This window comes from Streptomyces sp. MJM8645 (assembly GCF_001625365.1).
In the GTDB taxonomy this organism is placed as follows: Bacteria; Actinomycetota; Actinomycetes; order Streptomycetales; family Streptomycetaceae; genus Kitasatospora.
In genome coordinates this window covers 3,691,188-3,717,577 of the sequence record NZ_LJJF01000001.1, presented here as the reverse complement: position 1 = coordinate 3,717,577, position 26,390 = coordinate 3,691,188, and the positions used below count along the sequence as shown (strand labels likewise).

Genomic DNA, 26,390 nt, shown 5'->3' with positions numbered 1-26,390 from the left:
GTGCCGCGGAGTACCGTTGGGAGACAACCGAGGACATTCCGTATACCGGTACCGGCGCTGGTGTCGCCCTAGGTCATGACAGGTCCCTGCGGACCGGACGGGCGGCTTCTGATGCTGCCGATCCCCCTCCCTGTTCCCGCCACCCCCGGGCCGTGGTCCGTGCCCGGCGTCCCGTTGCTGCCACGTCTGGTGCTGGAGCCGACGATGTCGCGGGGCGGGGTCTTCGACGGCGCCTGGTGGCCGCGTTCGAACCGGGTGCTGGCCGAACTGCCGGACTTGGTCACCGCGCTCGGCGCCCACCTGGGGCGCATCATCCGGGTGGGCCTCGACACCTCGGCCTGGGACGGCGTGCCCCGGTCCGTCGTGGTGAACGGCCTCCTGATCAGGGTCAACTGGCTCACCAGCAGCCACGCGACCATCAGCGTCACCCGGGGATTCCAGGACCACTTCCTCCTCCTGGTGGTGCCGCCCCGTACCGACCCGGAGAAGGCCTCCACGGCGATGGCGGGGGCGTCCGCGACCGGGAACCACACCCCGGCGGCCGAACTGCTGACCTCCTGACGGCTGTTGCCCACCGGCACCCGGTGAACCGAGCCGGAAGACGACGGTCTGCACCCGGGGGGAACCGGCTCCCCCGTGCGGGGGAGCAGCGGCGCACCACCGGACGTCGTACCGGGGTATGACGGTTGATCCGGCCCCGTGGTGTGACGACCGCCCGGTCGGTGTCACGGGAGGGTGAGGCCAACAGCCGAACGAGGGTGAGGAGCCCGAAGATGTCCGCGATCCGCCGTCAGACCAGCACCGCCGCCCGGGCCTTCCTGGCGTTGCCGGCCGGGGTGGTGGGGGCGGCGCTGGTGCTCGCCGGCCGGCCCGGTCGGGCCGCGCGGTGGCAGGCGTGGGTGTCCGGGGGCCGGGGCTGGACCGGTGGCCGGGTGCTGGGGCGGGCGGCGCTCGGGTTGCCGTTGGACGCGGCGGCGTTCCTGCTGGTGGGGTACTCGCTCTTCAACTCGGTGCGGAACTTCGGGTACCCGGTCTGGTACCTGGACACGGACTACCACCAGGCCTGGGGCGGCCCGACCATGGCCGGGGTGTGGGCGGTGCACGCGGCCGGCTGGGGGCTCTGCCTGTACGTGCTGCTGCGCTGGCCGGTGGGGTGGCTCGCGCGCGGCCAGCGGGCGCTGGGCGAGCGGCTGCTGGGCGGGCGGCCGCCGGTGTCCGGTGTTCAGGTGACGTCGTCGGGGCTGGTGAAGGCGGGGCTGGTGTAGCCGGGGGCGGTGAAGTCGGGGGCCGGGGTGGGGACGGTGCCGGGGCTGGTGAAGTCGGGCGAGGTGTAGTCGGCGGTGGGGACGGGGCCCGGGCTGGAGAAGTCGGGTGAGGTGTACCCCGGGCTGGTGAAGTCGGGGGCGCCGGCGGGGACGGCGGGCAGGTGGGTGTGCAGGTAGGGGAGCAGGCCGCGGTCGCGCAGCGCGGTGCGCCATTCGCGGCGGGCGTCGGCGAGTTCGGCGGCGAGTTCGGGGTCGGTGCCGGCCGGGGCGGCGGCGCCGCCGTCGCGTATGGCGGTGAGGACGAGTCCGATGATGCCGATGGCCATCGCGGCGACTCCGGCGGCGAGGGCGACCCAGCCGGCGGTGACGAGGCTGCGGGCGAGGGTGAGGTCGGGGTTGGCGGCGCGCAGCAGGTAGCCGATGAGCAGCAGGACGAGGGCGGCGGTCCAGGCGAGGACCGGGGTGAGCACGGTGAGGACGGGGAAGAGCCCGGCGCCGCCGTTGGCGGAGCGCAGTTGGGTGAGCAGTCCGGGGGCGATGGGTTCGGCGCCCGGGGGCGGCGGGGGTGTGGTGCGCAGGGTCTCGCGCAGCCGGGTGTAGTGCGTGTACTCGGTGGCGGCCGCGGCGGCGATGGCGTCGGCGTCGCGCAGGGCGCGGATGCGCAGCTGGTCGGTGGTGAGCGCGCCGGGGGCGCGCAGGGCGGTGAGGACGGTGCGGTCGCGCAGGGCTTCGGCGAGGAGGCGCTCGTATTCCGGGCGGTCCTCGGCGAGCAGCGGCGGGGGGTTGGACATGGGGACCCCGTTCATGCGCACCCCGGTTCGCTCCGCCCCAGGGGCCGCGGGACCCTCAGGGGCGCCGAAACGGGCGCGGAGGCGGGCCGCCGGACGGGCGGCCGGGTGTGGTGTGCCTCATGGTAGGGGCGGGCGCGGCCGTGCTGACAGTCGGTTTCCGGAATTTCGCGCCCCGGCCCGCGCGCGTGCGGCGGCCCGGGCGCCGGGAACGCCCGTTCGACCGACCCTGGCCTGCGGGCCTCAGTTGACGGGGAGTCGGGCGACGAGCAGGCGCCCTTCCATGGTGACGCCGCCGTCCATGGCCACCGCGAGGTCGTCGGCGTAGACGTAGGGGCCGGGGATGTGCGGCGGCTGGCCGTCGTCGGCGTGCACCGCGCCGGTGAGGTACGGGATGGGGCTGTGCCCGTGCACGATGCGGGTGCCGCCGTAGGTGTCGAGGAGTTCGTGGACGGCGGTCGGGCCGGCGTCGCCGCGGAAGGCGAAGCGCTTGGTGAAGCGGCGGAAGCAGTCCCACCACTCGTCGACGCCCTCGTCGGCGAGCAGGCTGTGGACGGCGTCGTTGACGTCGGGGATGGACTCGCCGTACTCCAGGTACGCGGTGGTGTCGGAGTGCAGCAGCAGGTGGCCGTCCTCCAGCGCGATGGCGGGCAGCCGGGAGAGCCAGCTGATGTGGTGGCCCTCCAGGCGGTCCAGGTCGTGCTGCTGGCCGCCGTTGAGCCGCCAGGCGGCGAGGAAGGAGGCGGTGCCGGCGGTGGACTGGACGGGTTCGTCGCCGTACCGGGCGGCGCCGAGGAAGAGCAGTTCGTGATTGCCCATCAGGGCGCGGCAGTAGCCGCCGGCGGCGGCGGCTTCGGCGGCGAGCTGCATCACGAGGTCGATGACGCCGATGCCGTCGGGGCCGCGGTCGGTGAAGTCGCCGAGGAACCAGATCCGGGAGCGGCCGGCGGACCAGTGGCCTTCGGCGTCGATCAGGCCCTGGTGGCGCAGCTCGGCGCGCAGTTCCTCCAGGTAGCCGTGCACGTCGCCGACGACGTAGAGCGGGCCGGGGGGCTCGCCGGGGCCGGGGGCGGGGTACGGGTAGCTGGGCGCGGAGGGGTCGGGCAGCGGCGGGCCGAGTTCGATGGTCGGCGGGTCGTCGCGGCCGGGGGCCTGGTGGGCGGGGGCCTGGTGGCCGGGGGACTGCTGGTCGGGCAGGGTCGGCTCGTAGCCGGGGTGGTCCTGGTGGGAACCGGGGTGGTCCTGGTGGAAGACCGGGGCGTTCTCCGGGGCGTGCACGGTGTGGTCCTGCCCGTCGGCGGGCCAGTGCTGCTCCAGGTAGCGGGCTCCGCCGTAGCCGCTGTAGGTCTCCGCTTCGTACGGCGTGCCGGGGTAGCCGGTGGCGGGCTCCGGTTCGTAGTAGGTGCCGTACGGCAGCACGTCGAGGTCCGGCTGGTGGCGGGGGCCTGAGTCGGGGTGTTCAGGCCCGGGGAAGCGGTCCTCGGGTGTCATTCGCCCATCATAGGAAGACCACTCTCCCGGCGTCGTCACCTGGTGGGTATCCAATCCTCCGGAGCGTCAGCCGGGCCGTCCCGCAAGGTCCGTTTTGTCCCGGCTCGGTATGGTCTAGACCTCGCCCGGGGGTCGGGGAGGGCTGACGGTGGTGCGCGGGCTCCGGCGCAGGGAGGACGCGCGGACGATCAGCTCGGTCGGCATCAGGGTGCCCGGTGGCGGGCCGGTGCCGGCGGTGCGGAAGCGCGGCGGGAAGAGCCGGGCGATGTCGACGCCCGTCCCGGAGTCGACGCCCTCGATGGCGTCGATGAGCAGGTTGACCACGGTGGTGCCGATCCGGCGGGGCTTGAGGGAGAGCGTCGTGATCGGCGGTTCGGTGGTGGCGTAGACGTCGCTCTCGCTGCAGCAGACCAGCAGCAGGTCGTCGGGGACCCGCAGGCCGTAGCGGCGGGCGGCGGCGAGCAGGTCGGTGCCGTTGGGGTCGAACAGGCCGTAGACGGCGTCGGGCCGGTCGGGGCGGGCGAGCAGCCGGTCGGCGGCGACGGCGCCGGCGGCCGGGTCGTGCGCGGGGTAGGCCTCGTAGACCGGCTCCTGGCCGACCTTGGCGCACCAGCCGAGGTAGGCCTCGGTGGAGAGCCGGGTGTAGGTGTCGGTGCTGGTGCCGGTGAGCAGGCCGATGCGGCGGGCGCCGGCCTCGGAGAGGTGGTCGAGGATGCCGAGCACGGCGGCCTCGTGGTCGTTGTCGACCCAGGCGGTGACCGGGCAGTTGCCGGGCTTGCCGTCGCTGACGACCGGGACGCCGGACCGGTACAGCTCGCTGACCAGGGGGTCCTGGTCGGGCGGGTCGATCACCACGGTGCCGTCCAGGGCGATGTTGCCCCAGACGTCGTGGCGGGAGGAGGCGGGCAGCACCACCAGCGCGTAGCCGCGGCCGAGGGCGGCGCTGGTGGCGGCCCGGGCCATCTCGGCGAAGTACGCGAACTCCGTGAAGGTGAACGGTTCTTCGCCGTAGGTCGTGACGGTCAGCCCGATCAGGCCGGACCGTCCGGTGCGCAGGGTGCGGGCGGCCGCGGAGGGCCGGTAGCCGAGGCGTTCGGCGACCTCGCGCACCCGGCTGCGGGTCTCGTCGGGCAGGCGGCCCTTTCCGTTCAGCGCGTCGGAGACGGTGGTGATCGACACTCCGGCGGCTGCTGCCACATCCCGGATGCCGGCCCGCTCCAGACGCCGTGAGGTGGTGGGACGCCGACCGCTCTGGTTGGCTGCTGCTGTCATGGCGGACCGATCGTATGGCTCCTGACAAGGGTCTGTGACCGGCGCATCGGGAGCCCTTGGAGATACGTTTCTCCAAGAGTGAGCCGGGGTGCGCTCCTTCGATACCCGCACGAAACCAGCCGTCTTACCTCTGACATGTGCCAAAGGAACCCGGCAGAATGGCTGATCTGCGCCTGTCACCCGACCGGGCATCTCACCCCTACGGGTGAGCGCGGTCGGTATCGTTCAAGGCACCCGACCGGGGTGCCCCGGACGCGTTCCGAGATCCCGGGCACGGTGGCGATCCCACAGGTGGCGGGGGCGACCGCACCGGAGAACACGCGCCGAACACGCGCCGAACGCGTGCCGAACGCGCGCGGACAGCATCGAGAAGGAGTAGGACCGTGACGAGTACGTCAGCGCAGGGCCCGCGGCTGCGGCCGACCCTGGACGGCATCCCCACCTACAAGCCCGGCAAGCCGGCCGGCGCCGACGCGTACAAGCTGTCCTCCAACGAGAACCCGTACGACCCGCTGCCCGGCGTGCTGGAGGCGGCGGTCGCGGCGGCCGGCTCGCTCAACCGCTACCCCGACATGGCCGTCGGCGAGCTCAGCGAGGTGCTGGCCGAGCGCTTCGGCGTGCCCGTCGAGCACATCGCCACCGGCACCGGCTCGGTCGGCGTCGCCCAGTCGCTGATCCTCGCCACCGCGGGCCCCGGCGACGAGGTGGTCTTCGCCTGGCGCTCCTTCGAGGCGTACCCGATCATCACCCAGGTCGCCGGCGCGACCCCCGTCCCGGTGCCGATCACCGAGGCCGGCGACCACGACCTGGACGCGATGCTCGCCGCGATCACCCCGAAGACCCGGCTGGTGTTCGTCTGCAACCCCAACAACCCCACCGGCAACGTGATCCACCGCGCCGAGCTGGAGCGCTTCCTGGACGCCGTCCCGTCCGACGTCCTGGTGGTCGTCGACGAGGCGTACATCGAGTTCATCCGCGACCCCGAGGTGCCCAACGGCATCGACCTCTACCGGGACCGCCCCAACGTCTGCGTGCTGCGCACCTTCTCCAAGGCGTACGGCCTCGCGGGCATGCGGGTCGGCTTCGCGATCGCGCACGAGCCGGTGGCCAACGCGCTGCGCAAGACCGCCGTCCCGTTCGGCGTCAGCCAGCTCGCCCAGAACGCCGCCGTCGCCTCGGTGCGCGCCGAGCAGGCGCTGCTGGAGCGGGTGGACGCGCTGGTCGAGGAGCGCACCCGGGTGGTGGCCGCGCTGCGCGCCCAGGGCTGGGAGATCCCGGACTCGCAGGCCAACTTCGTCTGGCTGGGCCTCGGCGAGCGCTCGCAGGAGTTCGCCGTCGCGTGCGCCGAGGCCGGGGTGATCGTCCGGCCGTTCCCGGAGGGCGTCCGGATCTCGATCGGCGAGACCGAGGGCAACTCGATCTTCCTCTCGGTGGCCGAGGCGTTCCGCAAGACGCTCTGACCGGCGGTTTCGCGGGTTCCGTAGGTTTCGCAGGCTCCTCCGCAGGGGCCTTCGCAGGCTCCGTCGCAGGGGCGTACCGGTTCGCGGTGCGCCCCTGCGGCGTTTCCGGCGCCCCGGGCCGGCCGCCCGGGGCGCTGCCGGATGGCTGGAGATCATCGGAACTCACTGGGAGCCCGCTGGGAGTTCGGCCAACGACGGCCCACGGCACGGCCAAGGCGCCCGCGCGAACCGGGCGGTGTGACCGGAATGCCCGGATCCGCACGGTCAGTCTTCTCCCAGCCCGCGCCCAGGGCTCCGCAAGAGCGCCCAGGAAAGCTGTCCGGCATGAAGGTGCTCCCGCGACGGCGAGGCGTCGTCCTCGTCAACTCCGCGCTCGGCGTGGCGCTCCTGGGCGGTGCCGCCCTGGTGTACGCCACAGTGAACAGCGGCACCAGTGCCGCCGCCGGCAAGACCCAGATCCGTACGGCGACCGTGGCCAAGGGAACGGTCCTGGCCACCGTGTCCGGAACCGGCACCCTGGTCTCACCGACCGACGCGGCCCAGGACTTCGCGACCGGCGGCCGGCTCACCTCGGTCAAGGTCGCGGTGGGGGACGCCGTCAAGAAGGGCCAGCTGCTCGCCACCGTCGACACCACGGCCGCCCAGCAGCAGGTGGACGCCGCCCAGGCGTCCCTGACCACGGCCAACGCCAACCTCACCAAGGCGCAGGCCGGTGTCACCACCACGACCACCCAGCCGTTGCCGGGTGCGACCTCCGGCGCCGGCGGCAACGGCGGCGGTGGTGGGGAACGCGGAGCGGGCGCGAACAGCACGCCCGCTCCGCAGACCACCACCATCACCACCACCAAGGTCGACGACGCGGCCGTCGCCCAGGCCCAGCAGCAGGTCGCCACCGCGCAGACCACCCTCGCCAACGCCCAGGCGGCGCTGACCGGCACCACCCTGACCGCCTCGGTGGACGGGACGGTCGCGTCCGTCTCGGCGAAGGTCGGCGACACCGTGGGCGCGAGCTCCGGTGGCTCGTCCGGCTCCTCCGGTTCCGCCGGTTCCGCCGGGTCGGCCGGGTCGACCGGCAAGTCGTCCACCGGCGGCACCGCTTCGGGCGGCGCGCCGAGCGGCTTCATCGTGCTGACCAACCCGACCGGGATGCAGGTCACCGCCAACTTCTCCGAACTGGACTCGCTCAAGCTCAAGAAGGGCGAGGCGGCCACCGTCACCCTGAACGCGCAGTCCGACACCAAGCTCAACGCCAGTGTCCTGTCCGTCAGTTCGCTGCCCAGCAGTGGCGGCGGCAGCGCCGGCTCGACGGCCGTCCAGTACGCCGCCACGCTCCAGCTCAGCGGCGACACCAGCGCGCTGCGCACCGGCCTCAGCGCCACCGTCCAGGTGATCACCGGCGAGGCGGACAGCGCGCTGTCGCTGCCCACCTCCGCGCTCTCCGGCACCGGCGCCAGCCGCACCGCGACCGTGGTGCACCCGGACGGCTCCAGCGAGCGGGTCAGCGTCGGGGTCGGCGTCGAGGGCGACAGCACGGTGCAGGTGGTCTCCGGGCTGAAGGAGGGCGACAAGGTCGAACTCCCCACCACCAGCGGCGGCAACGGCTTCCCGAACGCCTCCTTCCCGGGGGTCGGCGGCGGCCAGGGCCGCGGCGGTCAGGGCGGCGGCACAGGCCTGGCGGGCGTCGGCGGCGGGGGCGGCGGTGCCGTCGGCGGCGGGGCCGGCCGGGGCGGTAAGGGCTGAGCATGCGTCACGTCATCGACAAGCGCGTCCCGGCGGCGCCCCCGCCCGTCATCCAGCTGCGCCGGATCACCAAGGCGTACGGGCACGGCGACGCCGTCGTGCACGCGCTGCACGGCCCGGAGGCCCCGGACACCGGCGGCCCGCTCGGCGTCAGCCTGAACATCCACCAGGGCGACTACGTCGCGGTGATGGGCAGCTCCGGCTCCGGCAAGTCCACCATGATGAACATCCTCGGCTGCCTGGACGTCCCGACCGCCGGCCGCTACCTGCTGGACGGCATCGACGTCGGCCACCTCGACGAGGGGCAGCTCGCGCTGGTCCGCAACCGCAAGATCGGCTTCGTCTTCCAGTCCTTCAACCTGATCCCGCGCACCACCGCGCTCGCCCAGGTCGAGCTGCCGCTCGCCTACGCGGGTGTCCGGGCCTCGGAACGGCGCCGCCGGGCCCTGGCCGCGCTCTCCCTGGTCGGCCTCGCCGAGCGCGCCGGGCACCGGCCCAACCAGCTCTCCGGCGGCCAGCAGCAGCGCGTCGCGGTCGCCCGGGCACTGGTCACCGCACCCGCGATGCTGCTCGCCGACGAGCCCACCGGCAACCTGGACAGCCGCTCCACCGAGGAGGTCCTCGACCTCGTCGACGCGCTCAACGCCACCGGCCGCACCGTCGTCCTGATCACCCACGAGGACGAAGTCGCGCGGCACGCCAAGCGGGTGCTCCGGCTGGTCGACGGCCGGATCGTCAGCGACGTCCGGCAGGCCCCGGTGGACGGGCCGCCGCCGCTGCTGCGCGAGCTGGGGGTGCCGGCGTGATCCTCTGGCAGATGCTCCGCTTCGCGGTCGGCGGCCTGGCCGCCAACAAGGTGCGCTCGGCGCTCACCATGCTCGGGGTGCTGATCGGCGTCGCCTCGGTGATCCTGCTGCTGGCCGTCGGCAACGGCTCGTCGGTCGCGGTGAAGGAGTCGATCACCTCGCTCGGCACCAACTCGCTCACGGTCAGCTCCGGTTCGGCCAGCGGCGGCTCCCGTGCCACCTCCTCGGTGAAGAAGCTGACGGTCGCCGACGCCAAGGCGCTGGCCGCCGACACCGACTCGACCGCGATCAAGTCGGTCGCCCCCGTGGTCACCACCAGCGGGACGGCGCTGTACGGGGACATCTCGTACAGCCCCGGCTCGATCGTCGGCACCTACCCGGCGTACTTCGAGACCGCCAACCAGAAGGTCGCGCACGGCGAGTACTTCACCGACGACGACGTGCTCGGCTCGCGCAAGGTCGCGGTGCTCGGCGCCACGACGGCCAAGCAGCTGTTCGACACCGTGGACCCGGTCGGCAAGAAGATCGTCCTCGGCGGCACCCCGTTCACCGTGGTCGGCGTGCTCCAGGCCAAGGGCGGCAGCGGCTTCACCGACCCGGACGACGTGGTGATCGCCCCGCTGCCGACCGTGCAGAACGCCTTCACCGGCTTCGGATCGGTCAACCAGATCCTGGTGCAGGCCGGTTCGGCCGACAGCACGACCGCGGCCCAGGCCGAGATCACCCGGGTGCTGCTCGGCACCCACGCCATCGCCGACCCGACCAAGGCCGACTTCCGGATCACCAGCCAGTCCTCGCTGCTCACGGCGAGGGAGAGCACCACCAAGACCTTCACCGTGCTGCTCGGCGCGGTGGCGGCGATCTCGCTGCTCGTCGGCGGGATCGGGATCACCAACATCATGCTGGTGACGGTCACCGAGCGGACCAGGGAGATCGGCATCCGCAAGGCGCTCGGCGCCCCGCGCGCGGTGATCCTCGGGCAGTTCCTGACCGAATCGACCCTGCTCTCGGTGCTCGGCGCCGGGCTCGGGGTGGCCGCCGGAATCGCCGGCTCGCACTTCAGCATCGTCGGCATCAAACCGGTGGTGATCCCCGAATCCGTGATCGGCGCGTTCGGCATCGCCGTCGCCATCGGGCTGTTCTTCGGCAGCTACCCCGCCAACCGGGCCGCCTCGCTGCGGCCGATCGACGCCCTCCGGCACGAGTAGGACTCCCATGAGCAACGAGATCGCCACGGTCAGCAGCAGCACGCCGGCCGAGCAGGTCGCCCTGCTCGCCACCCCGCCGGACGCCCGCGACGTCACCGCCGAGCTCGCCGCCCCGCCGCGCCGCAAGCTGCCCTGGCTCAGCCTCGTGCTGGCGGGGGGCGTCATCGCCAGCGGGGCCTTCGCGGGCGGGGTCTGGTACCAGCAGAACCACGGGACGAACAGCGGCACCTCGCACGCGACGGCTTCCGCCGCCGGGCAGCAGCGGGCGGCCGGGGCGGGTGGTGGTGGCGGGGGGTACGGGCAGAGCGGGTCTCGCCGGGGTGGGCAGGGTGCCGGTCAGGGCGCTGGCCAGGGCCAGGGCGGGCAGGCCGGGCTCACCAGGGGCACGGTCAAGGCCGTCGACGGCAACACCGTCTACCTGACCGACGCCAACGGCAACACCGTCAAGGTCACCACCGGCGACGCGACGAAGGTCCAGCTCAACAAGGAGGGCAAGGTCGCCGACCTCCAGCCCGGCCAGAGCGTGACCGTCGTCGGCACCCCCGACGCCAACGGCGGCTACGCGGCCAGCCAGCTCGTCGAGGGCGCGGCGGGCGGCGCGGGTGGCTTCGGCGGCGGCTTCGGCGGTGGCGGTGCTCCCAAGAACCCGTCCGGAGGCTGACCCCGTAGCTCCCGGACGCCGCGAGGCCCTCGCCCAATCCCTGGGGCGAGGGCCTTCGCATGTGGTCAGCGCTGGTTGTCGTAGTCGTCGCGGTCGCCGGGGCGCGGCATCCTGAGGGTCGCGATGACGCTGAGAGGCACGGTGAAACCCATCACCCCCACGCCTCGTCCCGTTCCACGTCGCGGAGGAGGTGGAGGAGGTTGAGCAGAGTGCTCACGGGGGCGTTGCCGAAGTCGACGAGGATGCGACCGTCGAGGGTGGTCTCGTGGGGGAAGGCGGAGCCCCAGAGGAGACCGTAGGAGCGTCCGCGCTGGTGCACCTCGCCGAGCAGGGCGACGATCTGGGGCTGGGTGTAGTCGCGCATCCGGGGGTCGTCCGGCGCGACGGGTTCGCGGGCGGCGCTCACGCGGCGAAGTCCAGCTCGTACCAGACCGTTTTGCCGCGCTCCTGGGAGTCCACGCCCCAGCGGTGCGTGAGCCCTTCGATGAGCTGGAGCCCCCGGCCGGTCGTGGCCAGGGCGGGGAGCTGGCGTCGTTCGGGGAAGACGTCGCTCTCGTCCGAGACGGAGACCCGGAGGGTGCCGCCGAGGAGTGAGAGGAGGACGACGGGGGAAGCGGTCTTGCCGTGCCGCCAGGCGTTGACGACCAGTTCGGCCAGGGCGAGTTCGGCGAAGAAGATGGTCTCGGCGTCCCACCCGGAGCGGGTCAGGGCGTCCCGCAGGGACTGCCGGGCGAGCGCGAGCGAGGGGGTGTTGAGGGTGCACACGGGAACCTCCGCGAGGCTGCTGGTGTGGGGAATGCCTTCGAGCAGGCATTGTTGACGATCAGTCCGATCGCTTGGTGGCGACGATAGCGCAGGCCGCCACAGATTTGTGGCGGCCTGTGAGAAGTTCCCTCTAACGTGGCTGCGCCCCTGAGGCAGACTGGTCCCACGAGCTGCAGAGAGGACCCCATGGCCCTTCGATCGAACCCAACTCTCCGCCAACGGCGGCTGGGTGCCGAGCTGCGCAGGATGCGGGAGCAGGCCGGCCTCGGCGGCAGTCAGCTCGCCCGCGCGCTGGGTATCAATCCTGCCCATGTGACGCAGATGGAGAGCGGGAAGACCGGCATCAGTGTCGAACGCCTGCGTACGATCGCCGCGCTGTGCATGTGTGTCAACGAGCCGTTGATCGATGCGCTGGCGGACATCATCTCGGGCCGTGACAAGGGAGGCTGGTGGGAGGAGTATCGGGGCCGCCTCTCACAGCACTTCCTGGAGATGGCCGAGATGGAAGGTCGCGCCGATGGACTCTCGACCTACACGATGGCCTTCATCCCCGGGTTGCTCCAGACCACTGCTTACGCTTCTGCTGTCTTCGCTCGGGGCTTCCCACCTCTTCCCCAGCATGAAGTTGACCTGAGGACCGCCTTCCGTGTGCGGCGGCAGCACGTGGTCCGGTCCGGCGAAACTCCGTACTCTGCATACATCCATGAGGCGGCGCTGCGCATGCAGTTCAGTGGGCCCAGGGTTCAAGCCGAGCAGCTGGGTAGCCTCATCGAGGACTCCGAGCGGTCGACCATCTCGATCCGAGTTGTGCTGTTCAACGTGGATACGCTCCCGGTCAACCACGAGAACTTCACGTACGTTGAAGGTCCGATCGCTGAGCTCGATACAGCTCAGATGGATTCAGGCCTCGATAGTGTGGTCTTTGACGCACCAGCCCATATCGCCCAGTTCCGTTCCGTGCTCGACCGGATCGATTCGGCGGCTCTCTCGGAGGAGGAGTCCCGGGATTTCATTCAATCCATCAAGAATGATATGGAAAGCAAAAATGCCTAACTCTGTCTGGCAGAAGTCCAGTTACTCGGCTGCGAACTCCGAATGCGTTGAGGTCCGTGTGGTCGCCGGGGCAGTCGAACTCCGGGAGTCCGACGAGGGTGAGGTCGTCGTCCGTACGACCGCCCTCAAGTTCGCTTCGTTCCTCCAGGGCGCGAAGGCGGGCGAGTTTGACCACTTCACCGCCGACGCCTGAGTGAAACGATCCGGCGGCCCCTTGCTGCTCTCGCAAGGGGCCGCCGGTGTGACTGCTGTCAGTGCTGCGGGTCGGGCTGGTTGGTGGCCGGGGCGCCCGTGCCGGTGCCGGTGTTGTTCGGGTCGGTCTTGGGGGCCGGGTCGGGGATGTCGGCCATCGGCAGGGACTGCTTGGGCGTGCCGCGCAGGGCCTGGTTCATGGCGTCGCGCCAGATCGGGCCGGGGCCGTCGGCGCCGAACACCTCGGTGCGGTACTTCCCGTTGATGGTGAGGTTGCGCATTTCGACGCCGCCGTTGGGGCCGCCGAGCCAGACGGCGGTGGCGAGCTGCGGGGTGTAGCCGTTGAACCAGGCGGCCCGCTTGCGGTCCGAGGTGCCGGTCTTGCCGGCGATCTGGCGGTTGTCGTCGAGGTTGAGCGCCGCGCCGGTGCCCTTGTTCTCGGTCACGCCGTTCAGGACGGTGTTCATCGCCCGCGCCGTGTCATCGGAGAACGCCTTCTCGCACTGGCCGGCCGGGACGGGGACGTCCTTGCCGTCCACGGTGGTGATCTTGTTGATGGCGATCGGGGCGCAGTGCTTGCCCTGGGCGGCGAAGGTCGCGTAGATGTTGGCCATGGTCAGCGGGCTCATCTCCTCCACTCCCAGGGCCATCGCGGGCACCTCCTCCAGCGGCTTGCCGCTGGCCTTGCTGGTGACGCCCAGCTTGTTGGCCATCTGCTTGACCGCGCAGAGGCCGATCTCCTGCTCCATCTGCACGAAGTAGGTGTTGACCGAGAGGGCCATCGCCTGCTTCAGCTGGTAGGGGCCCTTCTCGCTGGCGGACTCGTTGGGCACCACCGCCTTGGGCCGTCCCTGGTTCTTCCAGGTGCCCTCGCACGTCTTCATCGTGGGGTACTCCATCGAGTTCGGGGCCGAGTACTCCTGGGTCGCCGGCAGGCCCGCCTCCAGGGCCGCGGCCGCGACGACCGGCTTGAACGTGGAGCCGGGCTGGAAGCCGTTGCCGCCGCCCATCGCCGCGTCGACGTTGAGGTTGACGACGGTCTGGTTCTTGTTGGCGTCCAGGCCGTACGGGCGGGTCTGGGCCATGGCGAGGATCTTGCCGGTGCCGGGTTCGACCATGGTGGCGGCGGCCGAGACGCTGTCCGTGACCTTCACGTTGGCGGTCACCGCGTTCTGGGCGGCGGCCTGCTTGTCCGGGTCCAGCGTGGTGTAGATGTTCAGGCCGCCGGTGTCCCAGAACTTCTTGCGGTCGGCGGCGCTCTGGCCGAACGCCGGGTCCTGCTTGACCACGTGCCGGACGTAGTCGCAGAAGAAGCCCATGCCGCCCTGGGCGGTGGCGGTGATGCAACCGTTCTGCGGATCCTTGAAGTTGAGACCCAGCGGGGCGGCCTTGGCCTCCTTGGCCTGGTCCGCGGTGATGTGCTTGTTCTCCAGCATCTTGTCGATGACCGTGTCCCGGCGCTTCTGCGCGGCCACCGGGTGCAGCTTCGGGTCGTACTGGGAGGGGTTCTGCACCAGCCCGGCCAGCATGGCGGCCTCGGCGATGGTCAGGTCCTTGTTGCTCTTGCTGAAGTAGCGCTGGGAGGCGGCCTCCACGCCGTAGGCGCCGTTCCCGTAGTACGTGATGTTGAGGTAGTTGGTGAGGATCTGGTCCTTCGACAGGTCCTCCTCCAGCTTGATCGCGACCTTGAGCTCCTGGATCTTGCGACCCAGGGTCTTGCGCTGCGCCTCCAGCACCGCGGCCTGATCCTCGCCCGCCTTCTCGACGTTGACGTTCTTCACGTACTGCTGGGTCAGCGTCGAGGCACCCTGCGAGGCGGTGCCGCTCTCGGCGTTCTTGCCGATCGCCCGGAGCACGCCCTTGAGGTCGACGGCGCCGTGCTCGTAGAAGCGGGCGTCCTCGATGTCCACCTGGGCCTGCCGCATGAACGGCGACATCTGCTCAGGGGCGAGGACGGTGCGGTCACGCTCGTACACCTTGGCGATCAGGCCGCCCTTGGCATCGAAGATCTGCGTCGCCTGGGTGAGCGGCGGGGTCTTGAAGTCGCTGGGGATGTCTTCGAAGCCCTCCGCCGTGCCCTTGGCAGTCAGCCCGAAACCGCCGGCGGCAGGCAGGGCGAGGCCCGCCAGCAGCACACCGGACACCACGCTCGCCGCCAGGAAGATCGCACCGAAGCGGGCCAGCCGAAGCGGCGCCTTGCGGGGCGGGGGGAGAGCCGCGCTGTCGGAGGAATTCCATATCGGAGGGAGATTCGATTCCATCCAGGAATGCTAGCCCGCACACCTCGCTGGTCGAACGATTTTTCGCACTCGGCTGTCACGGCTGTGCAACAGATGCCGGAATTCGACTCCAATACATCAAGTCGCATACGCACCAAATAAGCGCAATAAGAAATTTAGGCCACCCGCAACCAATTCAGCTCCCCCTCGGTGGCACGACCACGGACCGCGCCTGCCCGCCTACCGCGCCCTCCCCCTCTCGCAGCCCCGACACCACTTAGATGCCGCGAGCGGCCCAAAAGGTTGCCTACGCCCGGGAGCCTCGACACCGACCTGCGCGACCCGCCCCCATCCAGACCCGCCGGCAGCGCCCCGACGCGCCCCACCCCCTCCCACACCCAGCCGCTGACGGCGCGCCACGGCACTGTCCGAGTCCCCTCAGCGCAGGAAGTCGGCCGAGCCGACTTCCTGCGCCGAAGCCGCCTCCCCCTCGTGCCGAGTTGGTCGTCACTGACCCTCGCGACGTTGAGGTCTATGTCCGAAAGTTCGACGGGTTCGTGGGCGCGGCCTTGTCCGGTGACGAGATGCGCAGCCTGATCGAAAGCATCAAGGACGAGTTCTTGGGGGAACAGGAAATCGTCTTCTAGCACGCCTCACTGCCCTATATATGTTGGTGCTTGCCCGTCACGGGTCAGGCGGCGGCCCCAGCGTACGAGTCATGCCTCGGATTCATCTGACAAATACCGGAGTTGGTGGCGTGGCCCAGGTGCAGGACCACCCCGAGGGCTCGTCGACCGTCGCCGTCAGCGGCCCCCGGGACCTGTGGCAGGCCATCGAGGCCGCGCACCGAACCTGGCTCGACCGCAACCGGCCCCGGCGGGAGTGGTTCACCGTCGAGACGGGGCTTGAGGGGCAGTTCGTGGGCTACACGGGGCCGGACGGATCTTCGATCCAGTGGAAGCTCTGAGGAGGGTCACTTCGTCTTCACCAGGGCGATGTCGGAGACCGGGCCGAGGTGGGTGAGCTTGTCGGGGTTGGAGACCGAGTGGACGGCCTGGATGGCGCCGTCGGCGATGTCCAGTTCCAGCACGCCGGCGATGCGGCCCTCGGTGTCGTGGAGGACGGCGCCCGGGTTGCCGTTGACGGTGGCCGGCTTCAGTGTGACGCCGAGTTTGCGGTTGCGGCGGAGGCCGCCTATGAGGAGTTGGGCGACGCGGCGTAGGCCGGTGAGGGTCTTGCCGAGGGCGCGGGCCTTGCCGCCGCCGTCGCCGTGGAAGGCGACGTCGGGGGAGAGGAGTTGGAGCAGGGCGTCCAGGTCGCCGCCTTCGGTGGCTTCGAAGAATCTGCGGGCGAGTTCGGCGGCCTCGGCCTTGCGCGCCCGGGTGTCGACGGTCTGGGCCGAGGGGGTGAGGCGCTTGCGGGCGCGGGCGATGATCTGGCGGCAGTTGGCCTCGGACTTGCCGACGGCGTCGGCGATTTCCGGGTAGCCGTACCCGAAGGCCTCGCGGAGCATGAACACCGCCCGCTCGGTCGGGGAGAGGGCTTCCAGCAGGACGAGGAACGCCATCGACAACGCGTCGGCCAGCTCGGCGTGTTCGGCGGGCCCCGGGCGGTCGGCGGTCACCACGACGGGTTCGGGCAGCCACTCGCCCATGTACGTCTCCCGGCGGACCCTCGCCGACGTCAGGTGGTTGATGCCCAGTCTGGTAACCGACGTGGTCAGGTACGCCTTGAGGTTGGTGATCGTGGTCCCGGCCCGGTCGGCCCGGGTCAGGCCGAGGAGGGCGTCCTGGACGATGTCCTCGGCGTCGCCGACGGAGCCCGTCATCCCGTAGGCGATGGAGAACAGCAGCGGTCGGTAGCCGGCCGCATCCGTCGCAACTGCCGATTCCGCCATGGAGCTCCTCCCCCGGTTGGCCGAGCAGGGTATCCGCAGGCTACCCAACGGCGCGGCGAAGATGGTGATGCAGGTCACATCCATGTCTGTCACGACTCGCCGGGGTGCCCTGTCTCAGAGGGCACCAGCGGACGACGACAAGGGAGCACACGATGGAAGCCCGACTGAACCCCTTCGCCAGCCAGACCATGTCCAAGGTCCTCAAGCACCTCATCGCGGCCAACAAGGCGATCGTGGACTCGGCTCTGCCGTTCGCGACGCAGGAGATGGTGAAGCTGCGCGCCAGCCAGATCAACGGCTGCGGCTACTGCGTCGACATGCACTTCAAGGACGCCGTGCACGGCGGGGAGGAGGCGACCCGCCTCAACCTGGTCGCGGCCTGGCGGGAGGCGACGGTGTTCACGGACGCCGAGCGTGCCGCCCTGGAGCTGGCGGAGCAGGGCACCCGCCTGGCCGATGCAGCGGGCGGGGTCACGGACGAGGCCTGGGCGAACGCCGCGAAGTACTACGACGAGGAGCAGCTCGCGGCCCTGGTGGCCCTCATCGCGATCATCAACGCCTTCAACCGCGGCAACGTGATCACCCGGATGCCCGCCGGCGGGTACCGGCCCGGTCAGCACGCCTGACCGGAGCCCCTTCCGCGGCCGGGGAGTTGTCTCCCCGGCCGCAGGCGTCGGGCTCTCGGCCGTCGGGTTCTCGGCCGTCGGCGCTTGCGGGGCGTTACCGTCCGTGCGCATACCACCCAGCCTGTGCTGGGGGCCTTGTGCTTAAAAAACCGACCGATAAGGTGTTAATCCAACATTCATCGATGCCGCATAGCCTCCGGGGGCTAGCCTCATGCCGAATGCCATCGTCCGACCAGGAGGCGAAAGCCCCGTGCAAGGCACAGTCACCACACCAGGCGGGTCCGCGGTGGCCGGCGGCCCTGGCGAGGCCTTCCTCCTCGTCGTCGACGACGAACCCAACATCCGCGAGCTGCTCGCCGCCTCGCTGCGCTTCTCCGGTTTCCGGGTCGCCTCCGCCGCCAGCGGCACCGAGGCCCTCGACCTGATAGCCGTCGAACGCCCCGACCTCGTCGTCCTCGACGTGATGCTCCCGGACCTCGACGGCTTCACCGTCGTCGAGAAGCTGCGCGAGCGCACCAACCGCGGCCAGATCGCCGGGCCCGTGCACGGCCACCCCGGCGACCACCTCCCGGTGCTCTTCCTCACCGCCAAGGACGGCGTCGGCGACAAGGTCCAGGGCCTCGCCGCGGGCGCCGACGACTACGTCACCAAGCCGTTCAGCCTGGAGGAGCTGATCGCCCGGATCCGCGCCATCCTGCGCCGCTCCGGCGGGCCCGCCGAGGACGGCCGGCTCATCGTCGCCGACCTCAGCCTCGACCCGGTCGCCCACGAGGTCACCCGGGCCGGCACCCCCGTCGCGCTCTCCCCGACCGAGTTCAAGCTGCTGCACTACCTGATGGCCAACGTCGGCCGGGTGGTCTCCAAGGCGCAGATCCTCGACCACGTCTGGGCCTACGACTTCGGCGGCGACCTCTCCATTGTCGAGTCGTACATCTCCTACCTGCGCCGCAAGCTCGACTCCGGCCCGGCCCACGGCCCCAAGCTGATCCACACCGTGCGCGGCATCGGCTACGCGCTGCGCCGCCCCCCGCAGGGCTGACCGGTCCGCTCCGTGTCCGCCCGGCTCTCCACCCGGCTGTCGGTGTTCCGGCGGCCGTTCTCCCGGCTGCCAAAGCTGTCGGGGCTGTCAAAGCTGTCAAGGCTGTCCCTGCGCGCCCGGCTGCTGGTGCTCGCGCTGGTGCTGGTCACCACCGGGCTGGTGGTCAGCGACGCCGTCGTCCTCGGCACCGTCCGGGTGCAGCTGGTCGATCAACTCGACGAGCAGCTCCAGCGGTACGGGCTGCCGCTGTCCCACAAGGGCCCGGTCCGGGTCGGCACCCCGGAGGCCGGGCGCCCCGCCGTCACCGGCAAGCGCAGCACCCTGCCCAGCCAGTACCTGGTCCAGTACCTCTCCTCGGACGGCAAGGTGCAGGCCGTCATGCGCCAGCCCGTCTCCGACAGCGACCCGGCGCCCCAACTGGCCGGCCTCGACCCGACCCGCACCGAACCCGACGTCCCCTTCGACCTGCCCGACCAGCGCGGCCACTACAACTGGCGGGTGCTCGTGCTGCCGATCCAGGCCCCCCGGGCCCCGGCTGCCGCCAGCCCCAGCGACTACGCCTCGCCCGCCGTCACCGCGACCTACGTCATGGTGGCCGTCTCCCGCTCGGACATCGACGCCACCGTCGGCAAGCTGCGCAGCTCCTTCCTCGCGATCGGCGGCGCCGTCCTGGTGCTGATTGCCGCGCTCGGGTTCTTCGCCGTCCGGGCCGGGCTGCGGCCACTGCGCCGGATCGAGGCCGGCGCCGCCCGGATCGCCGACGGCGAACTCTCCCACCGGATGCCGGAACTCTCCCCCGGCACCGAGGTCGGGCGGCTCTCCATCGCGCTCAACGGCATGCTCACCCAGATCGAGGCCGCCTTCGCCGCCCGCGCCGAATCCGAGGCCCGGATGCGGCGGTTCGTCGCCGACGCCTCGCACGAACTGCGCACCCCGCTCGCCGGGATCCGCGGCTTCACCGAGCTCTACCGGATGGGCGCACTGCCCACCGACGGGGACGTCAAACGGACCATGACCCGGATCGAGAGCGAGGCCGTCCGGATGGGCGCCCTGGTCGAGGACCTGCTGGTGCTCGCCCGGCTCGACGAGGAACGCCCGCTCGACCTCGCCCCGATGGACCTGCGCACCCTCGCCGCGGACGCGCTGCACGACCTCACCGCCCTCGACCCGACCCGGCCCGTCTCCCTCACCGGCCCGTCCGGCACCGGAGCCCCCGGCGCGGCCCCCGTCCTCGGCGACGAGGCCCGGCTGCGGCAGGTGGTCACCAACCTGGTCGGCAACGCGGTCAAGCACACCCCGCCCGGCACCCCGGTGCGGATCGGGGTCGGCGGCGCGGGCGGCGTCTGCCTGCTGGAGGTCGCCGACGCCGGGCCGGGGCTCACCGACGGCCAGGCCCAGCGGGTCTTCGACCGCTTCTACCGGGTCGACGCCTCCCGCAGCCGGCACGGCGGAGGCGGCGCCGGACTCGGCCTCGCCATCGCCACCGCGCTCACCCACGCGCACGGCGGCACCCTCACCCTGGACACCGCCCCCGGCGCCGGCGCCACGTTCCGGGTCGAACTGCCCACCAACGGTGACCGGACTTCCTGACGGCATTGTCGACACGTCAATTCCCTTGCTGACCAGGCAATGACGGGCGTTTTTCATTGCCGGAATGCGGCATGGAGCGTAAAGAATCCGTGTGCCTATGATCAGCGCTGTCGGGACGTCAAGAACGGCCCGGCACACGGCTTTTGCTTTCTTTCCGACCCGAAAGGGGTCATTGTGAAACTCCGCCGTACGCTGGTCTCGGCCGCCCTCGTCGCTGCCGTGATCTCGCCCGCAGCCATGCTCTCCGCGGCACCCGCCTTCGCGGAGTCGGCTTCGACGGCGCAGACCCGGAACGACACCGGCTCGATCGCGGAGCTGGAGAAGGCCGCCGCCGGCGCGGCCAAGGCCCACCAGGCCGCCGTCGCCGCCGAGGCCGCCGGGCAGGCCGAGACCACGGCCTTCATGAACAACCCGCAGCCCTACCTCGGCAAGCTCCAGGAGGCCCAGGCCGCCGCCAAGACGGCCGCCGCGGCCCACGAGAAGACCTACAACGAAGCCGTGGAGGCCTCGGCCGCGTACCGCTCCGCGAAGCCGGAGGAGTTGGAAGCGGCCAGGGTGCGGATGCTGGCGGCGTTCGACGCCGCCAACGCCGCCACCGACGCGGACACCAAGGCCAAGGCCGCCGTGACCGCCGCCGGCACGGCGCTGGACGACGCCAAGGTCGCGGCGATGCGCAAGCTCCACGGGCTGCAGGAGGCCACCAAGACCGCGGCCGCCGCCCAGGCCACCGCGGACAAGGCCCTCGCCGACGCCAAGGCCGCCGCCGAGAAGCCGGTCGACAAGCCCGCCGACAAGCCGGCCGACAAGCCGAGCGAGAAGCCGGTCGAGCAGCCCGCCCCGGCCACGGCGGAGCAGCCGGCCGCCGTCACCCCGATCTCGGACACCACCGCGTCGACCAGCTCCGCCAAGCCGACGGCCAAGGCGACCACGGCGAGCAGCCAGACCAAGTCGACGACCGCCGCCACGGCCAAGGCGACCACTGGTTCGACCACCGAGCTCGCCGAGACCGGTTCCAACCCGGCCACCCCGTACCTGGCACTGGGTTCCGGCCTGGCCCTCAGCCTGGGTGCGGCGGCCCTCTACGTCTCCCGCCGCAAGCCGGCCCGCTCCTCCTCCTGATCCACCCGGTTCGCGCCCGCTCGGGAGGAGGGCGCGGACCCCACAGCACCCCGAACCGCAGGGCAGGCCCCCTCCCGGCCCGCCCTGCGGTTTCGCGTTTCCCGGCCCCGAAACGCCCCGATCGGGTGAACGGCGGGAGTTCACCCGACCGGCCCCTCGGTCGTGTGCGACGGTCCAGGTGCTTACTCACGCACCGGGAGATCGCTATGGACCCTGATCAGAGGTTGTGGAAGGCCTGGAAGACCATGGCCCTCCCGAAGCACACGCGCGCGGAGATCGACGAAGACAGCATCACCATCTCGGTCATCGGTGACCTCCGTCATGCAGCGGTGGGAGGTGGCCTCAGGAAGGTCCTGACGAAGCACCTGCGCGGGACGGGGTACACGGCGACGCAAGGCCGGTATGTGACCGCCGGTTTGAAGGTGATGAAACCTGACCTCGCCGTGGCACCGGACGACACGAAGGCGGCCGAACACCATGAGGGTGTGGGGCTGTTGGCGTCCGGGATTCCCCTTGTCGCCGAGGTCGTGTGGCCCGACTGCTGCGAACGCCGTGACCAGGAGTTCAAGCCGCGCGCCTACGCTTCCGCAGGCATTCCGGTGTACGTGATCATCGATGACTACGATCACGGCGGTACCGTGACCGTACTTTCCCGTCCCGACCCCGAGCGCCGTGCCTACGCCGCCTCGACCCGGATCCCGTACGGCGAGGAGGCCGTGATCCCCGAGGGCCCCGCGAAGGGGTTCGCGATCGGGCCGGAGATCACGGGTGAGCGCCGTGGCTGATCCCGTGGCTGGTCCTGGGGTGTCGTTCCGGCGGGATCTGTCCGAGTGGCGGGTCGCGCTGGTCGCGTGGCGGCTGCTGGTGTTGCAGGCGGCGGATCCGGTGGTGGGGGCCGGGATGGCGGAGCACTCGACGTACCAGGCGCATCCGTGGCGGCGGGTGGAGCACACGCTGGGGAGCGGGCGGCGGCTGTTCTACCAGGACGGGGAGGCGTTGCGGCGGGAGGTCGCGCGGCTGGACCGGGCGCACAAGCGGATCCGCGGGACGGCGCCGGACGGGCGGGCGTACGACGCCGAGGACGCGGCGACCCGGGCGTGGGTGCTGCTGACGCTGTTCGAGTGCGTGGTCGCGATGCGGCGGCTGGGCGGGGACCCGTACGACGCCGGCCAACTGGAGGCGGCGTACCAGGAGTTCACCGGATCGGTGGCGGCCTTCGGGCTGCCTGAGGGCGAACTCCCACCCAGCGCCGCCGAGTTGCCCGCGTACTTCGCCCGGGCGGCGCGCGAGCGGCTGGAGTTCACCGAGGCGACCCGCTACCTGCTGGAGGACATGCTGCGCGGGGCCCCGCGGCCGCGCCGGCTGTGGTTCCTCGGGGACGCCGGGTGGCGGGTGCTGCGGGTGGTGGTGGCGCGGGCGATCACGGCGCTGACGGTGGCGGATCTGCCGCCGGCGGTGCGGGAGCGGTTCGGGCTGGTGCGGACGCGGCGGGCCGCGCTGTTGTCCTGGCTGCTGCACCGGGGCGCCGGCGCGGTCGTCCCGCTGCTGCCGGACCGGGTGCGCTACCGCTCTCCGGAACGGGGCGGTGCTCCGTCCCGGTGGCGTCCGCCGCGCAGGGACCCGCGCCGGGACGCGCGCGGCTCCCGGGTGGACCGGTTCTTCCGCGAGGTGCTGGACCAGACCGGCGACGGCTTCCTCACCGTCCACGACCTGCGGGCGATGGCGCACAACGTGTGCTGGCAGCTGGAGTTGGACGATGCCGCCGAGGCGCGGGTGTACCAGGCCTTCGACGGCTGGTGGGAGCAGCTGCGCGCGGCGATGGACGCGAACGGCGACGGCAAGGTGAGCCGGGAGGAGTTCGTGGCGGCCACCGTCGCGGGCTGCGACCGGGATCCGGCCTATCTGGAGCAGGGGCTGCTGCCCGCGCTGCGGGCCGTGTTCACTGCCGCGGACACCGACGGCAGCGGCTTCCTGGAGGCGGACGAGTACCGGGCGGTGTTCGGCGGCCCGCGCGTTCATCCGGCCGAACTGTCGCACGGGTTCCGCCAGTTGGACGTGGACGGGGACGGCCGGATCACCGTGGAGGAGTTCCTGCACGGCTTCACCGAGTTCTTCACCGCCCGCGCCGACTCCACCCCGGGCACCCAGCTCCTCGGCCGGGCGTAGCGGGAGGGCGTAGCGGAGAAGCGAGGACGGGACCAGGGGTCGCTGGTCCCGCCAGGCGCCCGCGCCGCCGTGTCAAGCGCCGGATCGGCCAAGACCGCTCCGCCGGCTGCCCGGCCGTTCGTTGTCAGGGCCGTGGACGGCTCCGCAGACTGTCCCCACCGCCACTGCGTTCACCACTGCACCGCCGCCGCACGGTCACGCGCGGTCACATGCGGCCACACAAGGCCACACCCCGCTACGTACGGCTACGCACCGTTCCGAAGGTGTCAACCCCACCCCGCCTGCGATTCCTTCGTAAGGATGATGGATACTGCTCCTTGTGAACGTGTTCACGTTCACAAGCGGACAAGCTTGCGTAGTTGGGCAGCGGTCTACAGCTATAGATGAAGTTTGTCCGAAACATGCCCTTCAACAGGGCCGGTCGGTTGGAGAGAGGGCGACGTGGAGCTGGCAATCGCTCACGAGACCATCGCGCGATGGCAATTCGGCATCACCACCGTTTACCACTTCCTCTTCGTCCCGCTCACCATCAGCCTCGCCGCCATCGTGGCCGGGCTGGAGACCGCCTGGGTGAGGACGAACAAGGAGAAGTACTTCCACGCCACGAAGTTCTGGGGGAAGCTCTTCCTGATCAACATCGCGATGGGCGTGGTCACCGGCATCGTCCAGGAATTCCAGTTCGGCATGAACTGGTCCGACTACTCCCGTTTCGTCGGCGACGTCTTCGGCGCCCCGCTCGCGATGGAGGCGTTGATCGCCTTCTTCTTCGAGTCCACCTTCATCGGCCTGTGGATCTTCGGCTGGGACAAGCTGCCGAAGAAGATCCACTGCGCCTGCATGTGGATGGTCGCCCTGGGCACCGTGCTCTCCGCCTACTTCATCCTGGCGGCCAACTCCTGGATGCAGCACCCGGTCGGTTACTCGATCGACCCGGCCACCGGCAAGGCCCAGCTCACCGACATCGCCAAGGTGCTGTTCCAGAACACCACCCTCACCGTGGTGGCGCACACCCTGACCGCCGCCTTCCTCACCGGCGCGGCCTTCATGGTCGGCATCGCCTCCTTCCACCTCTGGAAGGCCAAGCGCAAGCCGGAGAACGCCGACCCCAAGAAGACCGCCGTGATGCGCACTTCGCTGCGACTCGGCCTGGTCCTCGCCGTGGTCTTCGGCGCCGGCACCGCGCTCAGCGGCGACTCGCTCGCCAAGGTCATGTTCGAGCAGCAGCCGATGAAGATGGCCGCCGCCGAGGCCCTGTGGGACACCCAGTCGCCCGCGCCGTTCTCGATCTTCGCGGTCGGCGACGTCAGCAAGGGCCACAACTCGGTCGAGCTGGAGATCCCCGGGATACTCTCCTTCCTCGCCCACAGCGACTTCAACTCCTCCGTCCCCGGCATCAACGACACCGCGGCCGCCGAGGCCGCCAAGTACGGCGGCGACCCCAAGGACTACATCCCGAGCATCTTCGTCACCTACTGGGGCTTCCGCCTCATGATCGGTTTCGGGATGACCTCCTTCGTGGCCGGCCTGATCGGGCTCTGGACCACCCGGCGCAAGAAGTTCCTGCGCCCCGAGTTCCGCACCGGCGAGACCGAGGTGCCCCGGCTGATGCTCACCCCCGGGCGGGAGATGGGTCCGTTCCTCACCAAGTGGAGCTGGCGGATCGGCATCCTGACCATGGGATTCCCGCTGATCGCCAACAGCTTCGGCTGGATCTTCACCGAGATGGGCCGCCAGCCCTGGGCCGTCTTCGGCCTGATGACCACGGCGAGCGCGGTCTCCCCCAACGTGAGCGTCGGCACCCAGATCGGCGCCCTCACCACCTTCACCCTGCTGTACGCGATCCTCGCCGTCGTCGAGGTCCGGCTGCTGGTGAAGTACGCCAAGGCCGGCCCGGTGGTGACCGAGCAGCCCCCCGCCAAGGACCCGACCCTGCGCGGACCGTCCTCGGACGACGACGCCGACAAGCCTCTCGCCTTCGCCTACTGAGGACCACAGGGGATCTGACATGCAACTCCACGACGTCTGGTTCGTACTGATCGCGGTCCTGTGGATCGGCTACTTCTTCCTGGAGGGCTTCGACTTCGGGATCGGCATCCTCACCAAGCCGCTCGCCCGCAACACCGCCGAACGGCGCGTCCTGATCAACACCATCGGCCCGGTCTGGGACGGCAACGAGGTCTGGCTGCTGACCGCCGGCGGCGCCACCTTCGCGGCCTTCCCGGACTGGTACGCGACCCTGTTCAGCGGCTTCTACATCCCGCTGCTGATCATCCTGGTCTGCCTCATCGTGCGTGGCGTGGCCTTCGAGTACCGGGCCAAGCGCGACGACGCGCGCTGGCAGCGCAACTGGGAGGAGGCCATCTTCTGGACCTCGCTGCTCCCGGCCTTCCTGTGGGGCGTGGCCTTCGCCAACATCGTGCGCGGCGTCGACATCGACGCGCAGAAGAACTACGTCGGCACCTTCTGGGACCTGCTCAACCCGTACGCCATCCTCGGCGGCCTGGTGACGCTCAGCCTGTTCACCTTCCACGGCGCGGTGTTCGCGGCGCTCAAGACGGTCGGCGACATCCGCGACCGGGCGCGGGCCACCGCCCTGCGGGTGGGCGTGGTGGCGGCGGTGCTGGCGCTGGCCTTCCTGCTCTGGACGCAGGCCGACAACGGCAACGGCCGCAGCCTGGCCGCCCTGATCATCGCCGTGCTGGCCCTGGTCGGAGCCCTGGCGGCCAACCAACTCGGCCGCGAGGGATGGGCGTTCATCCTCTCCGGGGCGACCATCGTGGCCGCCGTCGCGATGCTCTTCCTGGCGCTCTTCCCGAACGTCATGCCCTCCACCCTCAACGACGGCTGGAGCCTGACCGTCAGCAACGCGGCCTCCTCGCCGTACACGCTGAAGCTGATGACCATCGTGGCCGCGGTGTTCACCCCGCTCGTGCTGCTCTACCAGGGCTGGACGTACTGGGTGTTCCGCAAGCGCATCGGCGTCCAGCACATCCCCGGGCACAACCCGGCCGCCGCGCTCGACCAGGCCTGACG

General features: G+C 70.9%; 26 protein-coding genes. 19 read left to right on the top strand and 7 right to left on the bottom strand.

Annotation, left to right across the window (positions count from 1 at the left end; genetic code table 11):
* Positions 1-111: 111 nt before the first annotated feature.
* Together A6F73_RS15915 and A6F73_RS15910 are read left to right on the top strand one after the other, a co-directional pair.
* Positions 112-561 carry a DUF5994 family protein gene (locus A6F73_RS15915; RefSeq protein ID WP_063348418.1) on the top strand — a complete coding sequence of 150 codons (450 nt, stop codon included), beginning with the start codon at positions 112-114 and terminating at the stop codon, positions 559-561.
* Between the two features lie 212 nt (positions 562-773).
* On the top strand, positions 774-1,265 hold the full coding sequence (locus tag A6F73_RS15910; RefSeq protein WP_063348417.1) for a hypothetical protein: 492 nt from the start codon (positions 774-776) through the stop codon (positions 1,263-1,265).
* Here the strand turns inward: A6F73_RS15910 and A6F73_RS15905 are convergent.
* The 3 genes from A6F73_RS15905 to A6F73_RS15895 form a co-directional block, all read right to left on the bottom strand.
* Positions 1,223-2,056, bottom strand: a complete 834-nt coding sequence (locus A6F73_RS15905; protein WP_079135721.1) for a hypothetical protein — start codon at positions 2,054-2,056, stop codon at positions 1,223-1,225. The two genes, A6F73_RS15910 and A6F73_RS15905, sit on opposite strands and share 43 nt — an antisense overlap.
* Positions 2,057-2,296: 240 nt before the next feature.
* Complete coding sequence (locus A6F73_RS41480) at positions 2,297-3,544, bottom strand: metallophosphoesterase (protein WP_159398468.1); 1,248 nt, start codon at positions 3,542-3,544, stop codon at positions 2,297-2,299.
* 114 nt (positions 3,545-3,658) lie between these two features.
* On the bottom strand, positions 3,659-4,816 hold the full coding sequence (locus A6F73_RS15895; protein WP_063348415.1) for a LacI family DNA-binding transcriptional regulator: 1,158 nt from the start codon (positions 4,814-4,816) through the stop codon (positions 3,659-3,661).
* Between the two features lie 383 nt (positions 4,817-5,199).
* Here A6F73_RS15895 and hisC point away from each other — a divergent pair, with 383 nt between their 5' ends.
* The 5 genes from hisC (at position 5,200) to A6F73_RS41475 (ending at position 10,691) form a co-directional block, all read left to right on the top strand.
* Positions 5,200-6,276, top strand: coding sequence for a histidinol-phosphate transaminase (gene hisC, locus A6F73_RS15890; RefSeq protein WP_063348414.1), 1,077 nt, complete (start codon positions 5,200-5,202; stop codon positions 6,274-6,276).
* A 324-nt stretch (positions 6,277-6,600) separates the two neighbouring features.
* Entirely contained in the window at positions 6,601-8,016 is a 1,416-nt protein-coding gene (locus A6F73_RS15885; RefSeq protein WP_063348413.1) for a biotin/lipoyl-binding protein, read from the top strand.
* A 2-nt stretch (positions 8,017-8,018) separates the two neighbouring features.
* Entirely contained in the window at positions 8,019-8,822 is an 804-nt protein-coding gene (locus tag A6F73_RS15880; protein ID WP_063348412.1) for an ABC transporter ATP-binding protein, read from the top strand.
* Positions 8,819-10,030, top strand: a complete 1,212-nt coding sequence (locus A6F73_RS15875) for an ABC transporter permease (protein WP_063348411.1) — start codon at positions 8,819-8,821, stop codon at positions 10,028-10,030. The genes A6F73_RS15880 and A6F73_RS15875 overlap by 4 nt, the downstream gene beginning before the upstream one ends.
* A 7-nt stretch (positions 10,031-10,037) precedes the next feature.
* Positions 10,038-10,691: a DUF5666 domain-containing protein gene (locus A6F73_RS41475; protein ID WP_063348410.1), complete on the top strand. Its 654-nt coding sequence runs from the start codon at positions 10,038-10,040 to the stop codon at positions 10,689-10,691.
* A 151-nt stretch (positions 10,692-10,842) separates the two neighbouring features.
* Here A6F73_RS41475 and A6F73_RS15865 read toward each other — a convergent pair whose 3' ends face one another.
* Both A6F73_RS15865 and A6F73_RS41470 read right to left on the bottom strand, forming a co-directional pair.
* Positions 10,843-11,097: a hypothetical protein gene (locus A6F73_RS15865; RefSeq protein ID WP_063348409.1), complete on the bottom strand. Its 255-nt coding sequence runs from the start codon at positions 11,095-11,097 to the stop codon at positions 10,843-10,845.
* Complete coding sequence (locus tag A6F73_RS41470) at positions 11,094-11,456, bottom strand: ATP-binding protein (RefSeq protein ID WP_063348408.1); 363 nt, start codon at positions 11,454-11,456, stop codon at positions 11,094-11,096. Before A6F73_RS41470 ends, A6F73_RS15865 begins: the two co-directional genes overlap by 4 nt.
* Positions 11,457-11,642: 186 nt before the next feature.
* Between A6F73_RS41470 and A6F73_RS15855 the strand changes: the two genes are divergently transcribed.
* Positions 11,643-12,509, top strand: coding sequence for a helix-turn-helix transcriptional regulator (locus tag A6F73_RS15855; protein WP_063348407.1), 867 nt, complete (start codon positions 11,643-11,645; stop codon positions 12,507-12,509).
* The gene (locus A6F73_RS15850; protein WP_347878538.1) at positions 12,484-12,702 is read left to right on the top strand and encodes a DUF397 domain-containing protein; all 219 of its coding nucleotides are present in this window, start codon (positions 12,484-12,486) and stop codon (positions 12,700-12,702) included. The genes A6F73_RS15855 and A6F73_RS15850 overlap by 26 nt, the downstream gene beginning before the upstream one ends.
* 58 nt (positions 12,703-12,760) lie before the next feature.
* Here A6F73_RS15850 and A6F73_RS15845 read toward each other — a convergent pair whose 3' ends face one another.
* Positions 12,761-14,962, bottom strand: a complete 2,202-nt coding sequence (locus A6F73_RS15845; protein ID WP_079135719.1) for a transglycosylase domain-containing protein — start codon at positions 14,960-14,962, stop codon at positions 12,761-12,763.
* A 458-nt stretch (positions 14,963-15,420) separates the two neighbouring features.
* Between A6F73_RS15845 and A6F73_RS39350 the strand changes: the two genes are divergently transcribed.
* A complete protein-coding gene (locus tag A6F73_RS39350) occupies positions 15,421-15,567 on the top strand; it encodes a hypothetical protein (RefSeq protein WP_347878537.1) in 147 nt (48 codons plus the stop codon).
* 110 nt (positions 15,568-15,677) lie between these two features.
* Entirely contained in the window at positions 15,678-15,887 is a 210-nt protein-coding gene (locus tag A6F73_RS15840) for a hypothetical protein (protein WP_063348404.1), read from the top strand.
* 6 nt (positions 15,888-15,893) lie between these two features.
* Here the strand turns inward: A6F73_RS15840 and A6F73_RS15835 are convergent, their stop codons facing one another.
* Positions 15,894-16,817: an RNA polymerase sigma-70 factor gene (locus A6F73_RS15835; protein WP_208869086.1), complete on the bottom strand. Its 924-nt coding sequence runs from the start codon at positions 16,815-16,817 to the stop codon at positions 15,894-15,896.
* A gap of 152 nt (positions 16,818-16,969) precedes the next feature.
* On the opposite strand from A6F73_RS15835, the gene A6F73_RS15830 reads away from it, so the two are divergent.
* The 8 genes from A6F73_RS15830 to cydB all read left to right on the top strand — a co-directional run bounded on the left by A6F73_RS15830 (position 16,970) and on the right by cydB (position 26,388).
* The gene (locus A6F73_RS15830; protein ID WP_063348403.1) at positions 16,970-17,443 is read left to right on the top strand and encodes a carboxymuconolactone decarboxylase family protein; all 474 of its coding nucleotides are present in this window, start codon (positions 16,970-16,972) and stop codon (positions 17,441-17,443) included.
* A gap of 250 nt (positions 17,444-17,693) precedes the next feature.
* Positions 17,694-18,482, top strand: coding sequence for a response regulator transcription factor (locus A6F73_RS15825; protein WP_244293403.1), 789 nt, complete (start codon positions 17,694-17,696; stop codon positions 18,480-18,482).
* Positions 18,483-18,494: 12 nt separating this feature from the next.
* A complete protein-coding gene (locus tag A6F73_RS15820) occupies positions 18,495-20,072 on the top strand; it encodes a HAMP domain-containing sensor histidine kinase (RefSeq protein ID WP_244293402.1) in 1,578 nt (525 codons plus the stop codon).
* 174 nt (positions 20,073-20,246) lie between these two features.
* Positions 20,247-21,191 carry an LAETG motif-containing sortase-dependent surface protein gene (locus tag A6F73_RS15815; RefSeq protein ID WP_063348401.1) on the top strand — a complete coding sequence of 315 codons (945 nt, stop codon included), beginning with the start codon at positions 20,247-20,249 and terminating at the stop codon, positions 21,189-21,191.
* Positions 21,192-21,397: 206 nt separating this feature from the next.
* On the top strand, positions 21,398-21,976 hold the full coding sequence (locus A6F73_RS15810; RefSeq protein ID WP_063348400.1) for a Uma2 family endonuclease: 579 nt from the start codon (positions 21,398-21,400) through the stop codon (positions 21,974-21,976).
* Positions 21,969-23,357 (top strand): EF-hand domain-containing protein, encoded by a 1,389-nt coding sequence (locus A6F73_RS15805; protein WP_244293401.1) that lies wholly within the window; start codon positions 21,969-21,971, stop codon positions 23,355-23,357. The genes A6F73_RS15810 and A6F73_RS15805 overlap by 8 nt, the downstream gene beginning before the upstream one ends.
* A 441-nt stretch (positions 23,358-23,798) precedes the next feature.
* A complete protein-coding gene (locus tag A6F73_RS15800) occupies positions 23,799-25,343 on the top strand; it encodes a cytochrome ubiquinol oxidase subunit I (protein WP_063348399.1) in 1,545 nt (514 codons plus the stop codon).
* 19 nt (positions 25,344-25,362) lie between these two features.
* Positions 25,363-26,388, top strand: a complete 1,026-nt coding sequence (gene cydB, locus A6F73_RS15795; RefSeq protein ID WP_063348398.1) for a cytochrome d ubiquinol oxidase subunit II — start codon at positions 25,363-25,365, stop codon at positions 26,386-26,388.
* The last annotated feature ends 2 nt before the right edge of the window (positions 26,389-26,390 follow it).

Coding starts and splice junctions, on each gene's coding strand:
- A6F73_RS15915 (WP_063348418.1), top strand. CDS start 112: ATGCTGCCGATCCCCCTCCCTGTTCCCGCCACCCCCGGGCCGTGGTCC.
- A6F73_RS15910 (WP_063348417.1), top strand. CDS start 774: ATGTCCGCGATCCGCCGTCAGACCAGCACCGCCGCCCGGGCCTTCCTG.
- A6F73_RS15905 (WP_079135721.1), bottom strand. CDS start 2,056: ATGTCCAACCCCCCGCCGCTGCTCGCCGAGGACCGCCCGGAATACGAG.
- A6F73_RS41480 (WP_159398468.1), bottom strand. CDS start 3,544: ATGACACCCGAGGACCGCTTCCCCGGGCCTGAACACCCCGACTCAGGC.
- A6F73_RS15895 (WP_063348415.1), bottom strand. CDS start 4,816: ATGACAGCAGCAGCCAACCAGAGCGGTCGGCGTCCCACCACCTCACGG.
- A6F73_RS15885 (WP_063348413.1), top strand. CDS start 6,601: ATGAAGGTGCTCCCGCGACGGCGAGGCGTCGTCCTCGTCAACTCCGCG.
- A6F73_RS15880 (WP_063348412.1), top strand. CDS start 8,019: ATGCGTCACGTCATCGACAAGCGCGTCCCGGCGGCGCCCCCGCCCGTC.
- A6F73_RS41475 (WP_063348410.1), top strand. CDS start 10,038: ATGAGCAACGAGATCGCCACGGTCAGCAGCAGCACGCCGGCCGAGCAG.
- A6F73_RS15855 (WP_063348407.1), top strand. CDS start 11,643: ATGGCCCTTCGATCGAACCCAACTCTCCGCCAACGGCGGCTGGGTGCC.
- A6F73_RS15850 (WP_347878538.1), top strand. CDS start 12,484: ATGATATGGAAAGCAAAAATGCCTAACTCTGTCTGGCAGAAGTCCAGT.
- A6F73_RS15845 (WP_079135719.1), bottom strand. CDS start 14,962: ATGGAATCGAATCTCCCTCCGATATGGAATTCCTCCGACAGCGCGGCT.
- A6F73_RS15835 (WP_208869086.1), bottom strand. CDS start 16,817: ATGGCGGAATCGGCAGTTGCGACGGATGCGGCCGGCTACCGACCGCTG.
- A6F73_RS15830 (WP_063348403.1), top strand. CDS start 16,970: ATGGAAGCCCGACTGAACCCCTTCGCCAGCCAGACCATGTCCAAGGTC.
- A6F73_RS15810 (WP_063348400.1), top strand. CDS start 21,398: ATGGACCCTGATCAGAGGTTGTGGAAGGCCTGGAAGACCATGGCCCTC.
- cydB (WP_063348398.1), top strand. CDS start 25,363: ATGCAACTCCACGACGTCTGGTTCGTACTGATCGCGGTCCTGTGGATC.